Genomic DNA, 15,287 nt, shown 5'->3' on the forward strand with positions numbered 1-15,287 from the left:
TGCTCCTCCGTCGAAGTGATGGCTGTCACTTTCGGGCTGTGCCATAGTGCGAGTCAACAATTTGCGTCAGAGACGATCACAAACGATCAGAACCGAAAGGGTGGCGGTGGTGCGACTCTTCGACGATCGTTCCGTGGCTCCGCGGCCACCGGTCCCGGACGTGCGCGACCGGACGGTCTGGGACGCCGTGGACGGCGCCGTGATCCTCGCCGAAGCCGAGGCCGTGCTCGCGCGTCCGGCACCGGTCCTGACGGCGACGGCATGGGCCAGGACGTTCCGCGACGGCATCCGGACCGACTACGAAGACGCGGCCCGCGAGCTGCGCGAACGCGTGACACTGCTGGTACTGGCCGCGGTACTCACCGGCGAGGTGCCGCCGGGGCCGGTGCCGTTCCTGGACGGCGCGATCGACGGGCTGGTCGCCCTCGCGGAGGCCACCACCTGGTGCTGGGCACCCCACGACCGGCATGCGGCCGCGCGCGAGGAAGTGCTGGCCGATCCCGGTGATCCGTTCCTCGACCTGGGCGCGGCCGAGGTCGCGTCGCTGTTCGCCTGGGCCGACCACGTGCTGGGCCCGCACCTCGACCTCCGCGCACCAGGGCTGCGCAGACGTTTGCGACGCGAGGTCGAGATCCGCGTCCTGACGCCGTTCGAGCGCGTCCGCGACTGGCACTGGCTCGGCCTCGACGGCGACGCGCACAACTGGAACCCGTGGATCCACAGCGCCGTCCTCGCCGCCGCGCTCCTGCTCGTGGCCGACGACGAGCGGCGCCGGCGGCTGGTGCGGCTGGTGATCGAAGGGCTCGAGCACTACGTCGCGGTCCTGCCCGACGACGGCGGCGTCGACGAGGGGGTCGCCTATTGGTGGCACGGCGCCTGCCGGCTGCTGGAGTGCCTCGACTTGCTCGCCGACGCGGGGGACCTGCCCGTGCTGCCCGCGCTGATCCGCTTCCCGCACCGGATGCACTTGGGTGACGACGCGTACGTCAACGCCGGAGACGCTCCGGCCCGCCTGTCACCGGCCCAGCCGTGGCACGTCCTGTACCGGTGGGGCGAGCGGTTCGGCGACGACGAGGTCCGGGCCCACGCGGTGAGCCGGGCGCGCGCGGGCGGGCGGCTCGTGTGGCCGTCGGCCGGTCTCGGCCGGGCTCTGTCCGGCTTGGCCGACCCGGACTGGCGGAAGGCGGAACCGGACGGGACCTGGCTGGCCCGCGAGGAGTGGCTGCCGCGGGTGCAGGTGCTGGTGGCCCGGGAGACGGCGGGCACGCCGCGCGGGCTGACCGTGGCGGTCAAGGCCGGGCACAACGGCGAGCGGCACAACCACCTCGACGTCGGGTCCTACTGGGTGGCCGTCGACGGGGTGCCGGTCGTGGTGGACGCCGGCCAGCCGACCTACACGGCGGACAGCTTCGGGCCGGACCGGTACCGGGCCTGGCCGTTGCGTGGTGAGTGGCACAACGTGCCCGAGCCGGGCGTCACGCAGGAACCGGGGGAGACCTTCGGGGCGCGGGACGTCCGGGTCGAGCTCACCGCGGCCTCGGCGACGCTGTCCGCGGACCTCGCCGGCGCCTACCCGGGTGTGCCGCGCTGGATCCGGTCGGTGCGCCTGGTCCGGGGCCCCCACGCACACATCCTGGTGACGGATGACGAGAGCGTCCGGCCGGTCCGGCTTCGGCACGTCCTCGCGGGCGACGTCGAGCTGGGGGACGGCGAAGCGTTCGTGTCCCTCGCCGGCACGCGGGTTCTGCGGCTGAGCTGGGACGCCCGGTGCACCACCGCCGAACTCGAGCGGCGGCCGCTGGACGACCCGCTGCTGCGGGCCTCCTGGGGCGATCACCTCAGCCGGCTCACGCTGCTGGTGCGCGACGGCCCGGCGCGGGTCCGGCTGGAGCAGGTCCGGTGATGCTCGCGTCGGAACGGCACCAGCTGATCCTTTCGCTGGTGCGCGAGCACGGCGCGATCCGGCTCGCCGAACTCGTCGAGCGGCTCGGCGTCACCGCGGTGACCGTGCGCCGGGACGTCACCGAGCTGGCCGACCGCGGGCTGCTGACGCGCGTGCACGGCGGGGTCACGCTGACCCGGCCCCGCGGTGGCCACCCGGAGCCGGGGCGGGCCGCCTCGGTGTTCGGCCCGGCCGTGCCCGGCGCGCTGGTCGGCATGGTCGCGCCGTCCGTGGAGTACTACTGGCCGACGGTGATCCAGGGCGCCCAGTCCACTGTGGCCACGGCGGGCGGGCGGCTGGTCCTGCGCGCCTCCAGCTACGACGCGGCGGAGGACCGCCGTCAGATCACGAAGCTCCTCGAACGCGGGGTGCAGACGTTGCTGGCCGCGCCGGCCACCAGGGGCCGCGGTGCCCTGGATCTGCTGCGCTGGCTGGGCACGCTGAACGTCCCGGTGGTGCTCGTCGAACGCCTGCCCCCGCCGGAGCTGCCGACGCTGGCCCTGGACGCCGCCACGACGGCCCACGCGCTCGGCGCCGGTTTGGCCGTCCGCCACCTGGTTTCCCTGGGCCACCGCGGGGTCGGGCTCGTCACCTCGCGCTCCAGCCCGCACAGCCCGGCCGTGCGCACCGGCTGGCGCGAGACGACCGCGTCACTGGGCCTGGACGCCGGCGCGGCGCTGGATCTCGACGTCCCGGCCTACGGCTCCCGGGGCTGGGCGGGCGAGTACGACACGTTGCTGGACCGCTGCCGCCGGGCCGGCGTCGGCGCCCTGCTCGTGCACGCCGACCGCGAGGCCATCGGCCTGATCGAACGGGCCCGCGACGGCGGCATCGCGGTGCCCGGCGAGCTGGCGGTGGTCTCCTACGACGACGAGGTCGCCGCGGCGTCGGACCCGCCGCTGACCGCGGTGTGCCCGCCGAAGCACCGGCTCGGCGCGGTGGCCGCGGAACTCGCGCTGGCCCGGCTCGCCGACACGACCGAGCGGCCCGTGCACCGGCTGCAGCTCTGGCCGACGCTCGTGGTTCGCGAGTCGTGCGGCGGGGCGCCGGAATTCACGCCGGAACTCGCGGCGGAGTGAAATCGTCGAATTCGAGCACCCTTTTCAGGGGGTACGGCCAAACGGCGGATCCGGTTGTGTCGAAGCGGTAACGACCGGATCGCGATCTCGGGATTTACAAGATGTGGACCACCTCCTACTCTCCGCGAACGGGACATGCGGCTCTTCGCATGTGGGGAATCGGAGGTGGTTCGGTTGACGCGCCCGACGGGGGCAACGGCCAGGCAGCAGATTTCGGTTCAGGAATTGATTCAGCGGGTGCGCGCGGAGAATTCCGCGCCCGCCACGGCGGACCGCGTCGACCAGCGCGTCCGGGCGGTCGTGGCACGGGAAAAGGGCCGCGCACAGCCGGACAGCGTCACGCGGTGGCTGGTGGTGGGCGCGGGGGTGGTGACCGCGCTGAGCGCGTTCGCGCTGGTTTCGTTCGCGGTGAGCGACGATCCGGAGCCGGTACCGGCGACCCAGCCGGGCCGTCCGCCGGCGGTATCGGTGCCGATCACGTTCGCCGGCACCCGGACGGTCACCGAAACGGTGGAGCCGCCGATTTCAACGTTTTATCTACCGTACGGCTCGCCTTACGGCAGCTATTACACGCCGGCGAAGTAGGCGCCCGCAAAGTTCGTGAAGGCCACCTTGAGGAACATAGAGTTCCTCAAGGTGGCCTTCACGAACTACGGAAATCTCAGGAAGTGAATCGGAGCGCGAGGCGGCGGAGGGCGGCGTGGGTCGTCACCGCCGTGCCGAGAGCGACGACGAGCACGGTGCCGGTCACCAGGACACGCGTGCGGGCCCTGGTGGCGCGGGCCGGGAGCTCGGCGAGCGGACGGGCCACGGCGAGGCCGGTGAGCGTCCGTTCCGCTTCGGCCATCGTCGGCCGGGCCGCCGGCTCGTGCCGCAGCAGTGCGAGCACGGCGTCGAGGACCGGCCCGCCGGCCGACGGCGGCACGCTGGTGCCCGGCGGCCGCCCTTCGAGGGCGAAGTAGAGGGTGGCGCCGAGGGAAAAGACGTCCGCGGGACACGCCGGGGGAGCGCCCGCGGTTACCTCCGGGGCGGGGAACGGGCCGTCGCCCAGCCCGAAGCCGTCGATCTTCGCGGTCCCGTCCCCGGTGACGAGCACCCGGCCCGGCCCGATCCCGCGGTGCAGGATGCCGTCGGCGTGCGCGGCCGCCAGCGCCGAAGCCAGCTGGGCGCCGAGCGCCGCGACGCGGTCTGACGGGAAGCTCCCGTGCTGCTCGAGGAGGGCGGCCAGCGTCCGGGTCGCCAGGTACTCCGTCACGACGTACGGGGTGATGTCCTGCTCGAAGACGTCGTGCACGACGACCGCATGCGGGTGCCGCAGCCGGATGGCCACGCGCGCTTCGCGGATCGCCTTGGCCCGGACGCGGTCCGAGTGGGCCGCGTCGAACGGGCAGCCGGGCGGCAGCCGCTTGACGGTGACGAACCGCTCGAGCAGCTCGTCGCGGGCCCGCCACACCGTGCCCCCGTCGCCGTCGCCGAGGGGGTCGAGCAGGCGGTACCGCCCGGCCAGGTCTGCTTTTTTCGCTGCCACCCGTATTCCCCCGTCCACGTCGTCGGCCTCACTGGGGAATACGGCCGAGAGGCGCAATGGGTTCGGTGGATCGGCCTATTGTTCCGGCCGGCCCGCCGGTGCGGGAAGCGCTTTCAGCGAACGGCGGCGGCGGTGGTTTCGCCGGGGACGAAGGCCGGGGTGACCGATTCCGGCCCGGCCGTCGAACCGTCGAGCCGGCGCACGGCCAGTTCGACGGCCAGCGCGCCCAGTTCACGGGCCGGGATCACCACCGCGGCCGGCGGGATCCGCTGGTGGCGGGCCACGGTGTCCGAGCACACGGCCACGACGGAGACGTCGGCGGGGACCCGCAGCCCGCGGTCCCGCAGCGCCGCCAGGACCAGGGGAAGTGCCGCTTCGTCGTGGACGACCAGGCCGGTCGCCTCGCCGGCGGTGAGGACGTCGTCCAGGCAGCCGCCGACGTCTTCGGCCGCCGGCGCGCACGGCCGGGAGACCACGCGCACGCCGCGCCGGACGGCGGTGATCCGGAAGCCTTCGGCGAAGTCCGCCAGGTACCCCGGCCGGCGACCCGACGGCTCCAGGTGGGCGATCGAGCGGTGGCCGAGGTCGGCGAGGTGGGTGGCGCAGGCCTGGCCGGCCGGTGTGCAGTCGAGCGTCACCGAGGCCAGGCCGTGGTGCCGCCCGGGTGCGCCGACCAGCACCGCGGGGCGGCCCGAGGCGAGCAGCACGGGCACGCGCGGGTCGTCGTCACCGGCGTCCAGCACGATCACCGCGTCGGCCAGCGCGGCCGACGTCACCCGGTGCAGGCCCGACGTGCCTTCGTCGTCGGTGACCAGGAGCAGGTCGAACCCGAGCTCGCGGGCCGCGCCCGCGGCCGCGGCGAAGAACTCCATCTCCACCCCCGGGTGCCGGTCGCCGTGCAGCGGCACCGCGACCGCGAGGACACCGGCGCGGGTCGTGGGGAAGCCGGCGCGGCGCCGGTAGCCGAGGGTCCGGATGGTCTCCTCGACCCGCCGCCTCGTCGCCGCGGAGATCGTCCGCTTCCCGGTGATCACGTAGGACACCGTGCTCGCCGAGACACCGGCGGCGTTCGCCACGTCGGTGATCGTCACCGCGCCACGGCCGGCGCCGGACGGCTCGTCCGCCGCGTCGCGGGAGTTCGTCATTGTGGAGCACTTTCTCGGAGCCCATTGTCCGGTCCGTTGTCCGGCCGGGAGTTAGCGTTAACACGATCAAGGGAAGGCTGACCATAATGCCCGGCAACGGCGCTGGTCAAGCCACCATCGTCGGATTGCGGAAGAACGTCCCCATCGCGATTCATCCCGCCGGGCGGCAGTCGGTCACGGGTATCCCGCGGCGGCCGCCGCGGGCCAGGGCGACGAAGCCGAAGGTGGTCGTTTCGCCGGGGCGCAGCACCGCGTTCCACTCGGCGCTCGTGATCGCCGAGGTGCTCCCGGTCCGCACCAGCGTGCCGTTCCACAGGTCGTCGATGCTCGTCCCGGCCGGGTTCGCCCAGCTGACCGTCCAGCCGGCGAGACCGGCGCGCCCGCTGTTGCGGACGGTCACCAGGCCCTGGAAGCCGCCGTCCCAGGACTTCACGACCTGGTAGCGCGCGGCGCAGGCCGGCGGACCGGCCACGACGGACGTGACCGCCGTGGAAGACGGCGCCGAAGCGAGCTGGGCCGGGGCGCTCGCGGGTTCCCGGCGCGGCGGGATCGACATCGCCACCACGATCGCGGCCGTGGTCAGGACCAGCGCGGTGCCGGCGAAAACCACCCGGGAGCGACGGGAGCGGCGGGGGCGGGCCGGCCCGGGCTCGGGCGGTTGCGGTGTGCTCGGCAGGGCCGCTCCCGGGAGGGTGGAGCGGGTGAACAGCCGGGCGGCCTCGGCCATCGTGGGCCGGGCGGCCGGATCGGAGTGGAGGAGCCGGAGGACGACGTCGGTGGCCGGGCCGCCGGTGCGCGGCGGGATGATGTCGCCGCTGCCGACGCGTTTGAGCAGGGCCAGCTGGTTGTCGTCGGTGCCGAACGGCGGCCGCCCTTCGAGTGCGGTGTAGAGCGTCGCGCCGAGTGAGTAGACGTCGGAGGGGAAGCCGGGTTCGGCGCCGTCCGCGACCTCCGGGGCCAGGTAGGCCGGCGTGCCGACGACCAGCCCGCGTCCGGTGGCGCTGCCTTCGCCGCGCGCGTGGGCGACCCCGAAGTCGGTGATCTTCGCCGCGCCGTCGGTGGTGACGAGGACGTTGTTGGGACTGATGTCGCGGTGCACCACGCCTTCCGCGTGCGCCGCGGCCAGCGCCGAGGCGAGCTGGCCGCCCAGCTCCGCCGCGTATTCCGGCACCAGCGGGCCCTCTTCCTCGAGGAGCTCGGTGAGCGTGCGGGACGGCAGGTACTCCATCGCGATGTACGACATGGACTCGTGCTCGACGACGTCGTACACGACGACCGCGTGCGGGTGCCGCAGGCGGGCGGCGACGCGGGCCTCCCGGATCGTCCGCTCGCGGGTGCGCTCCGCGGCCGCCGGGCCGGCGGGGGACTCCGGGAAGAGCTGCTTGATCGCGACCACGCGGCCGAGCCGTTCGTCCTTCGCCCGCCAGACGGCTCCCATCGCGCCGTGACCCGCCCGGCCGAGTACGCGATAGCGGTCGGCGATCACTGCCCCTTCGTACACGAACAAGCTCCCCTCAGCCGGTGTGACCTCATCGGGGAACACGGCCGGTTCCGGCGCCGAGTTCGGCCAACCGGCGGGAATCACTCACCTGGGTGGGGGATACGGAATAGCGTTCGACGATTTCGCTCCGGATCCCGGAATGGTGTTGAGCCGCTACGGAAAAAAGGCCGACCCGGTTGTGTCGGAACGATAACGGTATCGTTCGCCGCTCAGTTCGTCCGGCAGCTCACGACCGGGACGGCGCCGCGGCCGCCGGTGCGGATTTCGTTCAGCCCGAAGGAAGCCGACGCGCCCGGTTCGAGCAGCGCGTTCCAGCCCGCGTCCGTGACGGTCACCGACGAGCCGTCCTGGGTCAGGGTGCCGTTCCAGAGGTCCCGGATGCCGGTGCCGGCGGCCAGCACCCACGTCACCGTCCAGCCGCTCAGGCGCGCCGGCCGGTCGTTGTGGACGGTCACCTGCGCCTGCGCCCCGTCCGGCCAGGCGCTCGTCACCTCGTAGCGCGCGGTGCACCCGCCCTGGGCCGGTGCGGTGGTGGTGGGGTGCGGCGACGACGACGGCGTCGGTGGCGTCTCGGCGGCCCGGAGCCGCGTTGCCAGAGCCGCCGTCGTGGTGCTGCTGACGGTGTGGTCCGCGGTGACGGTCGTCGCCGGGTACTGGATGGGCGCCGCGGTGGTCTCGGGCCCGTCGGTGAGGGTGACGCCGGTCACCACGCCGGCGCAGGTCAAGCTCACGGCGAGGGCGGACACCGCGACGCGGCGGAGCCGGGATCGGCGGGGGACGTCCGCGTCGGCCGGGCGGCCCACCGAGGCCAGCAGCTCCACCGTCTCCTGCATCGACGGGCGCGCGGCGGGGTCGCGTTCGAGCATCCGCATCAGCACCCCGGTGAGCGGGCCGCCGTGGGCGGGCGGGGCGAGCTGGTTTTCGGTGATCCGCCGGAGCAGGGTGATCGGGTCGTCGCTGGTGCCGAACGGCGGAGTGCCCTCCAGGGCGGTGTAGAGCGTGGCGCCGAGCGAATACACGTCCGACGGCAGGCCGGCCTCGCCGCCGCGGGCGACCTCCGGAGCCACGTAGGGGAGGGTGCCGACGACGACGTCTTCCTCGGCGGCGGGGTGCTCGCCGAGCGCGCGCGACACCCCGAAGTCGGTGATCCGGGCGGTGCCGTCGCCGGTGACGAGCACGTTGTTCGGCGTCACGTCCCGGTGCAGGATCCAGTCCCCGTGCGCGGCGGCCAGTGCCGCGCCGACCTGCCGCCCGAGCCGGAGCACGTCGCACCGCGGCAGCGGTCCCCGTTCGACGAGCAGGTCGGTCAGCGACCGGGCGGGCACGTACTCCATGACCAGGTACATCGAGCCGGCGTCTTCGAACACGTCGTAAACCGCGATGGCGTTCGGGTGCCGGAGCCGGGAAGCCAGCCGCGCTTCACGCAGCGCCCGGTCGCAGGTTTCGGCGGCCGTGCCGGGGTCGGTCGACGGCTCCCGCAGGAACTGCTTGACCGCCACCACGCGGTCCAGCCGCTCGTCCCTGGCCCGCCACACGAGGCTCGTCGCGCCCCGGCCGAGGTGTCCCAGGAGCCGGTATCGCCCGTTCACGAGCTGTTCCTCGAAAGCCACCCATACCCCTGCGCCGGTCGACGATTGCCAAAACGCTCTGCTTTTTAGCAGATGATCGGCTTCGGGTGGGGCTTCGGCGGCAACCGTTATCGGAATCGATGCGTTCGACGGTCGTTTTGTATTCCGAACATTGGGGGTACCGGTGTCCGGGATCGACGGATTCGCCGTGTCCGGATTCCGGCGGGGAGGCGCGGTGGTGTGGTTGACGGGTCGTAGGCCGGCCGGCGGCCGGGTGATCGGCAGGCGGCGTGGGAGCAGCCGCCGGTGCAGGTGAGGGCGTACCGTGTGGGACACCGCGGTTCAACCGGTAGCCGCCCGCTCGTTCCCCTGCGCCCGCCCCGCAGGTGGCGCGGGGGCGGGCCCGCTGCCCGGATCCCCGGCGCCACCCCCTCGCTCCGAGGAGGTCCTTGTGCTCGACCAGATCGCCGCGCCGAGCTCCCGCGTCGACGTTCCCACCGTGATGACCCTGCGGGTGACCGCCACGGCGGAAGCCACGGTCGTCACCGTCCGCGGGGAGATCGACCTGCCGGTGCTCGGCCGGCTGAGGAGCCGGGTGGGGGACGAGATCGACCTCGCGCCGCGGGCGCTCGTGCTGGACCTCATGGAGGTCGTCTTCTGCGGCGCCGGCGGGATCACTGAGCTGCTGGTCGCCGCTTCGGAAGCCCACGTCAGCGGGGTGTCGTTCGCCATCGCCACGGATCGGCGGGCCGTGCTGCGCCCGGTCCGGGTCCTGCGGCTGGAGCAGGCGCTGCCGATCCACCACAGTGTTCCCGCCGCCCTGGACTGGCTGGCCGTGCTGCCCCGGCTCCGCCGCCCCTGACCCCCGGAGGAGGTGAGCCGCCGTGCCCGAGCGCCGTGACCCGTACGTCGTGCTGGGCGTCGCCGCGACCGCGACGGACCGCGAGCTCGCCGCCGCCTTCCGCCGCCGGGTCCGGGAGGCGCACCCCGACGCCCCGGGCGGCGACGGCGACCGCCTCGCCGCGGTGGTGGCGGCCTACGAACTGCTGCGTGACCCCCGCCGGCGCGCCGAGTTCGACCGTCGCCGCACGCGCGGGGTCCCAGTGGCGGTCCGCCGTCACCCCGGCCGGACCGCGGACGCGCCGGACCTGCGTGCGGGACCGGTGCGCCACCACTCCTAGCGCCAGGACCTCCGGCGTCCCAGACCCGTCACCGGTTCTCCAGCCGCTCCCGCTGCGGCGCCACGACGTACTTGGGGTCCTTTGTGGACGCGACGCCCGCCTCGAACACCCCGAACCGCTGCAGCACGCTCCCGGCGACCAGCGCCGTTCCCGCGGCCACGGAGACCGCGCGGCCGCGGTGCCCGAGCAGCGTGCCGGCCAAACCGGCGGCGGTCAGCCGTTCGGACCACTTCCGCAAGCGGTGCGCTTTGCCGGTGGTGTAAGCCTCCGCTACGAGCCCGAGCCGCTTTTCCAGCACCTTCGACGCCACCAGCTCGGTCGCCGCGCCGAAGGCGGCAAGCGCGCGGGCGGGACCCGCTTCCGCCACCGGCACCAGGGCCATCGCGAAGCCGCCGGAACTCGCGGCCGCCGAGCCGACGAAGACGAATGGCAGCTGCGCGTGCGCTTCGTGCCAGGCCGGGACCGCGGTCTGCGACAGCAGCACGGCCGTATAGGACGCGACCGCCGGGGCGACGACCGCGGAGGAGAGCCCCGCGGGCCGGGCCGCCGCGCGCAGCAGCCTGCCGGGCAAGGTGCGGCGCAGCCCGGACGGCAGCACCTCGGCGGCCGCGGCGAGGCCCACCCCGGGCCCATAGGCGGTGAGGATCCAGGTGCCCACGCTCATCGGCGACGTCGGTTTCGCCACGCGCAGCATGTGGTGGAACCGCTCCGGCCGCCCGAGGTCGGCGACGAGCAGGTACGCACTCGCCAGCAGCGCCGCGAGGGAACCGGTCCGCCCGGCCCGGCGCAGGGCCGGCCGCCCCGTCAGGTCCGCGCCGGCGGCCAGCAGCGCGGTGCCCGCCGACAGCCCGCCGGTGAACAGGTACGCCGGCACCTTCCACTCCCACACCGGCGGCTTGAGCACCGGACGGCCGTAGTACGACCGGAACTCGGCCGGGGGCACCATCAGCTCTTCCCGGGAGCGGCGCTTGCGGCGGCCGAAGGGCCGGCCGGCGGCCTGGGCGTCGCTCATCGGCGCCGTCCCCCGAACGCCGCGACCGCGGCCGCGAGCAGCGCCGAGGCGGCCATCCCGGCGTACTTCCACATGGCGGGCAGCTCCCGGGTCGGTACCACCGGGTCCGGCGGCAGCCCGTAGACCTCGGGTTCGTCGAGCAGCAGGAAGAACGCGCCGTTGCCGCCGACGCCGTCTTCGGGGTCGTGGCCGTAGAGCCGGGCCTCGGTGACCCCGCGCTCGTGCAGTTCCTCGACGCGGCGGGCCGCCCGCTCGCGCAGCTCGTCGAGCTCGCCGAACTGGATCGAGTCCGTCGGGCAGGCCTTGGCACACGCCGGTTCCAGGCCGTCGTGCAGCCGGTCGTAACAGAGCGTGCACTTCTGCGCCCGCCCGTCGCCCGGACGGCGGTCGATGACCCCGTACGGGCAGCCGGAAACGCAGTAGCCGCAGCCGTTGCAGATGTCCTGCTGCACCACGACCGTGCCGAACTCGGTGCGGAACAGCGCGCCGGTCGGGCAGACGTCGAGGCAGCCCGCGTGCGTGCAGTGCTTGCAGACGTCCGACGCCATCAGCCAGCGGAAGTCGGTGCGCCCCTCGGCGCCGGTCTTCGCGCCCGGCAGGTCGAACGACGGCATCCCGAGGTCTTCCGGCGCCCGCGGCAGCGGAGAAGTGCCCAGCTCGCCGCCGCCGCGTGGGGCGTCTCGCAGCTCGTCGGCGACGAACGCGGTGGTGACATCGATCGCGGACGGCCCGGTCGGCAGCCCCTCGAGCCCGGCCGACTGCTCGCCGAGCGGGCGCCGCTGCTCGATGAACGCGACGTGCCGCCACGAGTTCGCGCCCAGCGCGCCGGTGTTGTCGAACGACATCCCGAGCAGGTCGAGCCCGTCCTCGGGCACGTGGTTCCACTCCTTGCAGGCGACTTCGCAGGCCTTGCAGCCGATGCACACCGACGTGTCGGTGAAGAACCCGGCACGCGGCGGGTGCCCGGTGTGCCCGGCCTCGGCGGCGACGTCCGGCAGCGGCCCGGACAGCCGGTTCTCGGCGCTCATGATGGGTCCTCCGTCGTGTGGCCGGGTTCGACGTGCGGGACCTGGTGGACCGTCGCCACCCGGGTTCCCGTCTCCGGGGTGATGCCCGCCCGGGCGCGGTACTGCGCCAGCAACGCGGTCAGCGCGGCACCGCGCGGCCGCCGTCCGGGCCGGACGTCGCAGGTGGCGACCTTGCTCTCCTGGATGAACACGTTCGGGTCCACGACCACGCCGAGCAGGTCGTTGACGACGTCCCGCGAGACCAGCCCGGCCGAACCCCAGTGGTAGGGCAGCCACACCTGGTGCACGACCCGGTCCTGCACCCGCAGCGGCGCCATCCGGTCGGTCACCATGACCCGCGCCTCGACGGCCGCCCGCGCGGTGATCACGTGCGCCCAGCCCAGGTGCGCCAGCCCGCGCAGTTCCGCCAGCTCGGGGGAGACCTCGACGAACAGGTCCGGCTGCAGCTCCGACAGGTACGGCAGCGTCCGGCTCATCCCGCCGGCGGTGTGGTGCTCGGTCAGCCGTGCGGCGGTGAACACGAACGGGAACACCTCGCCGCCTTCCTCGGGCGGCGACGGGTGGGACGGGTTGTCCCGGCGGCCGTAGACCTTCCGCGCCGGGTTGCCCTGCTGGGTGTAGAACGGGTTGCGGAACGGCGATTCGTGCGGCTCGTAGTGTGTCGGCAGCGGGCCGTCGGCCAGCCCCGACGGGGCGAACAGCCACGCCTTGCCGTCCGACTGCATGACGAACGGGTCGTCGCCGCGCAGCGCGGCCGGCCCCACGGCACCCGGCGGCGGCACGTGGTCCGGCGGCTTGGTCTTCTCGAAGTCGGGGACGTCGTGCCCGGTCCATTCGCGACGGCCGGCGTCCCACCACACGAGGGCTTTGCGCTCGCTCCACGGCCGTCCCCGGGGGTCGGCGGACGCGCGGTTGTAGAGCACCCGCCGGTTCAGCGGCCAGACCCAGCCCCACTCGAGGGCGGTGAAGTCCTGCTCGAACCGGGACTTCCGGCGGGCGGCCTGGTTGACGCCGCCGGCGTAGACGCCGCTGTAGATCCAGCAGCCGCACGACGTACTGCCGTCCGCCTTGAGATCGAGGTAGCCGGACAGCTCCTTGCCGGTGGTGAGGTCGAGGCCGTTGATCCGCCGCAGGACGTCCTCGGCCGACGGCTCGTCGCCGTGCACCTCGTGGTCCCAGGCGAGGTCGAGCACCGGGCGGTCGCGCTCGTCGGCGGAGCCGGCCAGCCGCTCCCGGACCAGCCGCCCGAGGTGGTGGAAGAACCACAGCTCCGACCGCTGGTCGCCGGACGGCTCGACGGCCTTTTCGCGCCACTGCAGCATGCGCTGGGTCTGGGTGAACGTCCCTTCCTTCTCCACGTGCGAGGCGGCGGGGAAGAAGAACACCTCGGTGCGGCACCGCTCCGGCGCGATTTCGCCGGTCTCGATCTCGGGCGCGTCCTTCCAGAAGGTGGCGCTCTCGATCATCGTCAGGTCCCGGACGACCAGCCAGTCGAGGTTGGCCATGCCGAGCCGCTGCAGGCGGCCGTGCGCGGAGCCGACGGCCGGGTTCTGCCCGAGCAGGAAGTAGCCGGACACCTTGCCGTCGACCATGTCCATCACGGTGCGGTAGGTGCCGTGGTCGCCGTTGATCCGCGGCAGGTAATCGAAGCAGAAGTCGTTGTCAGGCGTGGCTTTCTCGCCCCAGTACTCCTTCAGCAGCGACACGGTGTAGGCGTCGGCGTTGCGCCAGAAGCCCTTCTGCTTGTCGCCGCGGATGCTGTCGATGTACTCGTCGAGTGTCGTGTGCTCCGGGGTCGGCATCGGCAGGTAGCCGGGCAGCAGGTTGAACAGCGTCGGGATGTCGGTCGAGCCCTGGATGCTGGCGTGCCCGCGCAGGGCGAACACCCCGCCGCCGGGCCGGCCGATGTTGCCCAGCAGCAGCTGGATGATCGAGCCCGCGCGGATGTACTGCGCACCGACACTGTGCTGGGTCCAGCCCACGCTGTAGACCAGCGCGGCGGTGCGTTCGCGGCCCGAGTTGCGCGTCCACGCGTCACAGACCCGCTGGAAGAGCTCCTTCGGCGTCCCGCAGGTGGCCTCGACCATCTCCGGCGTGTAGCGGGCGAAGTGGCGCTTGAGGATCTGGAACACGCACCGCGGGTGCTGCAGCGTCGGGTCGGCGGCGATCTCTTCGCTGCCGCCTTCGAGCACCGGGCCGCCGGAGCCGTGCTGGTCGGCCGGCGACGTCTCCTTGCCGTGGCCCGTCCCGTCCGGCGGCCGGACGCTCTCGTAGTGCCAGGTCGACGGGTCGTACGCGGCCTTGGCCTCGTCGTAGCCGCTGAAGAGGCCGTCGAGGTCCTCGGTGTCCCGGAAGTCCTCGCGTACCAGGAACGAGGCGTTGGTGTAGGCGACGACGTACTCCCGGAAGTCCAGGTCGTTGCTCAGGATGTGGTGGATCACCCCGCCGAGGAACGCGATGTCCGTGCCGGCGCGCAGCGGGACGTGGGCGTCGGCGAGCGCGCTCGTCCGGGTGAAGCGCGGGTCGATGTGGAAGACCTCGGCCCCGCGGGCCTTCGCCTCCATCACCCACTGGAACCCCACCGGGTGCGCCTCGGCCATGTTCGAGCCCATGATGACCACGCAGTCGGAGTTCTGCAGGTCCTGCTGGTAGTCCGTCGCACCGCCGCGACCGAAGGAGGTCCCCAGACCGGGAACCGTGGCGGAGTGTCAAATCCGGGCCTGGTTCTCGATCTGGATCGCGCCGAGCGCGGTGAAGAGCTTCTTGATCAGGTAGTTCTCTTCGTTGTCGAGGGTGGCACCGCCGAGGCTCGCGATGCCCATGGTGCGCCGCAGCGGCGCGCCGCGAGAGTCGGTCTCCTGCCAGCCCTTGCGCCGGGCGTCCAGCACACGGTCGGCGACCATGGCCATCGCCGTGCCGAGGTCCAGGTCGGTCCACTCGGTCGCGTAGGGGGCGCGGTAGCGGACCTTCTGCTCGCGCTGCGGCCCGGTGACCAGCTGCAGGCTCGCCGAACCCTTGGGGCACAGGCGCCCGCGGGAGATCGGGCTGTGCGGGTCGCCTTCGATCTGCACGACCCGCTCGTCCTTGACGAAGACCTGCTGGCCGCACCCGACGGCGCAATACGGGCAAACCGACCGGGCCACCCGGTCGGCGCTCGCCGTGCGCGGGGTGAGGGCCGCCGACCGCGGGGACTCCGCCGCCTTGCCCCGCCCGAGCGGGTCGGTTCCGGTCAGCTGGCGGTACACGGGCCAGGACTCGAGCCACTTCCGTGGTCCCACGCCCACCTCCCGACCGCGACCCGGC

General features: G+C 73.3%; 12 protein-coding genes. 5 read left to right on the forward strand and 7 right to left on the reverse strand.

Annotated elements, in window-relative coordinates; translation table 11 throughout:
* Positions 1 to 133 precede the first annotated feature (133 nt).
* From A3CE_RS0145155 to A3CE_RS0145165, 3 genes are all read left to right on the forward strand, one after another.
* Complete coding sequence (locus tag A3CE_RS0145155; RefSeq protein WP_245589712.1) at positions 134 to 1,903, forward strand: heparinase II/III family protein; 1,770 nt, start codon at positions 134 to 136, stop codon at positions 1,901 to 1,903.
* Positions 1,903 to 3,021, forward strand: a complete 1,119-nt coding sequence (locus A3CE_RS0145160) for a substrate-binding domain-containing protein (RefSeq protein WP_020646723.1) — start codon at positions 1,903 to 1,905, stop codon at positions 3,019 to 3,021. The genes A3CE_RS0145155 and A3CE_RS0145160 overlap by 1 nt, the downstream gene beginning before the upstream one ends.
* A gap of 174 nt (positions 3,022 to 3,195) precedes the next feature.
* Entirely contained in the window at positions 3,196 to 3,606 is a 411-nt protein-coding gene (locus A3CE_RS0145165; RefSeq protein WP_125591971.1) for a hypothetical protein, read from the forward strand.
* A 76-nt stretch (positions 3,607 to 3,682) separates the two neighbouring features.
* Here A3CE_RS0145165 and A3CE_RS0145170 read toward each other — a convergent pair whose 3' ends face one another.
* The 4 genes from A3CE_RS0145170 to A3CE_RS0145185 form a co-directional block, all read right to left on the reverse strand.
* A complete protein-coding gene (locus tag A3CE_RS0145170) occupies positions 3,683 to 4,549 on the reverse strand; it encodes a serine/threonine-protein kinase (RefSeq protein ID WP_020646725.1) in 867 nt (288 codons plus the stop codon).
* A 113-nt stretch (positions 4,550 to 4,662) separates the two neighbouring features.
* Positions 4,663 to 5,694: a LacI family DNA-binding transcriptional regulator gene (locus A3CE_RS0145175; RefSeq protein WP_020646726.1), complete on the reverse strand. Its 1,032-nt coding sequence runs from the start codon at positions 5,692 to 5,694 to the stop codon at positions 4,663 to 4,665.
* A 151-nt stretch (positions 5,695 to 5,845) separates the two neighbouring features.
* Positions 5,846 to 7,195: a serine/threonine-protein kinase gene (locus A3CE_RS0145180; protein WP_169524074.1), complete on the reverse strand. Its 1,350-nt coding sequence runs from the start codon at positions 7,193 to 7,195 to the stop codon at positions 5,846 to 5,848.
* A gap of 209 nt (positions 7,196 to 7,404) precedes the next feature.
* Positions 7,405 to 8,784 (reverse strand): serine/threonine-protein kinase, encoded by a 1,380-nt coding sequence (locus A3CE_RS0145185; RefSeq protein ID WP_245589713.1) that lies wholly within the window; start codon positions 8,782 to 8,784, stop codon positions 7,405 to 7,407.
* 430 nt (positions 8,785 to 9,214) lie between these two features.
* Here A3CE_RS0145185 and A3CE_RS0145190 point away from each other — a divergent pair, with 430 nt between their 5' ends.
* Both A3CE_RS0145190 and A3CE_RS0145195 read left to right on the forward strand, forming a co-directional pair.
* Positions 9,215 to 9,625: an STAS domain-containing protein gene (locus A3CE_RS0145190; RefSeq protein ID WP_020646729.1), complete on the forward strand. Its 411-nt coding sequence runs from the start codon at positions 9,215 to 9,217 to the stop codon at positions 9,623 to 9,625.
* 22 nt (positions 9,626 to 9,647) lie between these two features.
* Positions 9,648 to 9,944 (forward strand): DnaJ domain-containing protein, encoded by a 297-nt coding sequence (locus A3CE_RS0145195; protein WP_020646730.1) that lies wholly within the window; start codon positions 9,648 to 9,650, stop codon positions 9,942 to 9,944.
* Positions 9,945 to 9,972: 28 nt separating this feature from the next.
* Here the strand turns inward: A3CE_RS0145195 and nrfD are convergent, their stop codons facing one another.
* From nrfD to fdh, 3 genes are read right to left on the reverse strand one after another with little or no spacing between them, the layout of a single operon-like run.
* Entirely contained in the window at positions 9,973 to 10,956 is a 984-nt protein-coding gene (nrfD, locus tag A3CE_RS0145200; RefSeq protein WP_020646731.1) for an NrfD/PsrC family molybdoenzyme membrane anchor subunit, read from the reverse strand.
* Entirely contained in the window at positions 10,953 to 11,984 is a 1,032-nt protein-coding gene (locus A3CE_RS0145205; protein ID WP_020646732.1) for a 4Fe-4S dicluster domain-containing protein, read from the reverse strand. Before A3CE_RS0145205 ends, nrfD begins: the two co-directional genes overlap by 4 nt.
* Entirely contained in the window at positions 11,981 to 15,262 is a 3,282-nt protein-coding gene (fdh, locus tag A3CE_RS0145210; protein ID WP_084641992.1) for a formate dehydrogenase, read from the reverse strand. The genes A3CE_RS0145205 and fdh overlap by 4 nt, the downstream gene beginning before the upstream one ends.
* Between the last annotated feature and the right edge of the window lie 25 nt (positions 15,263 to 15,287).

The sequence above is a fragment of the Amycolatopsis balhimycina FH 1894 genome (genome assembly GCF_000384295.1).
Classification (GTDB): Bacteria; Actinomycetota; Actinomycetes; order Mycobacteriales; family Pseudonocardiaceae; genus Amycolatopsis; species Amycolatopsis balhimycina.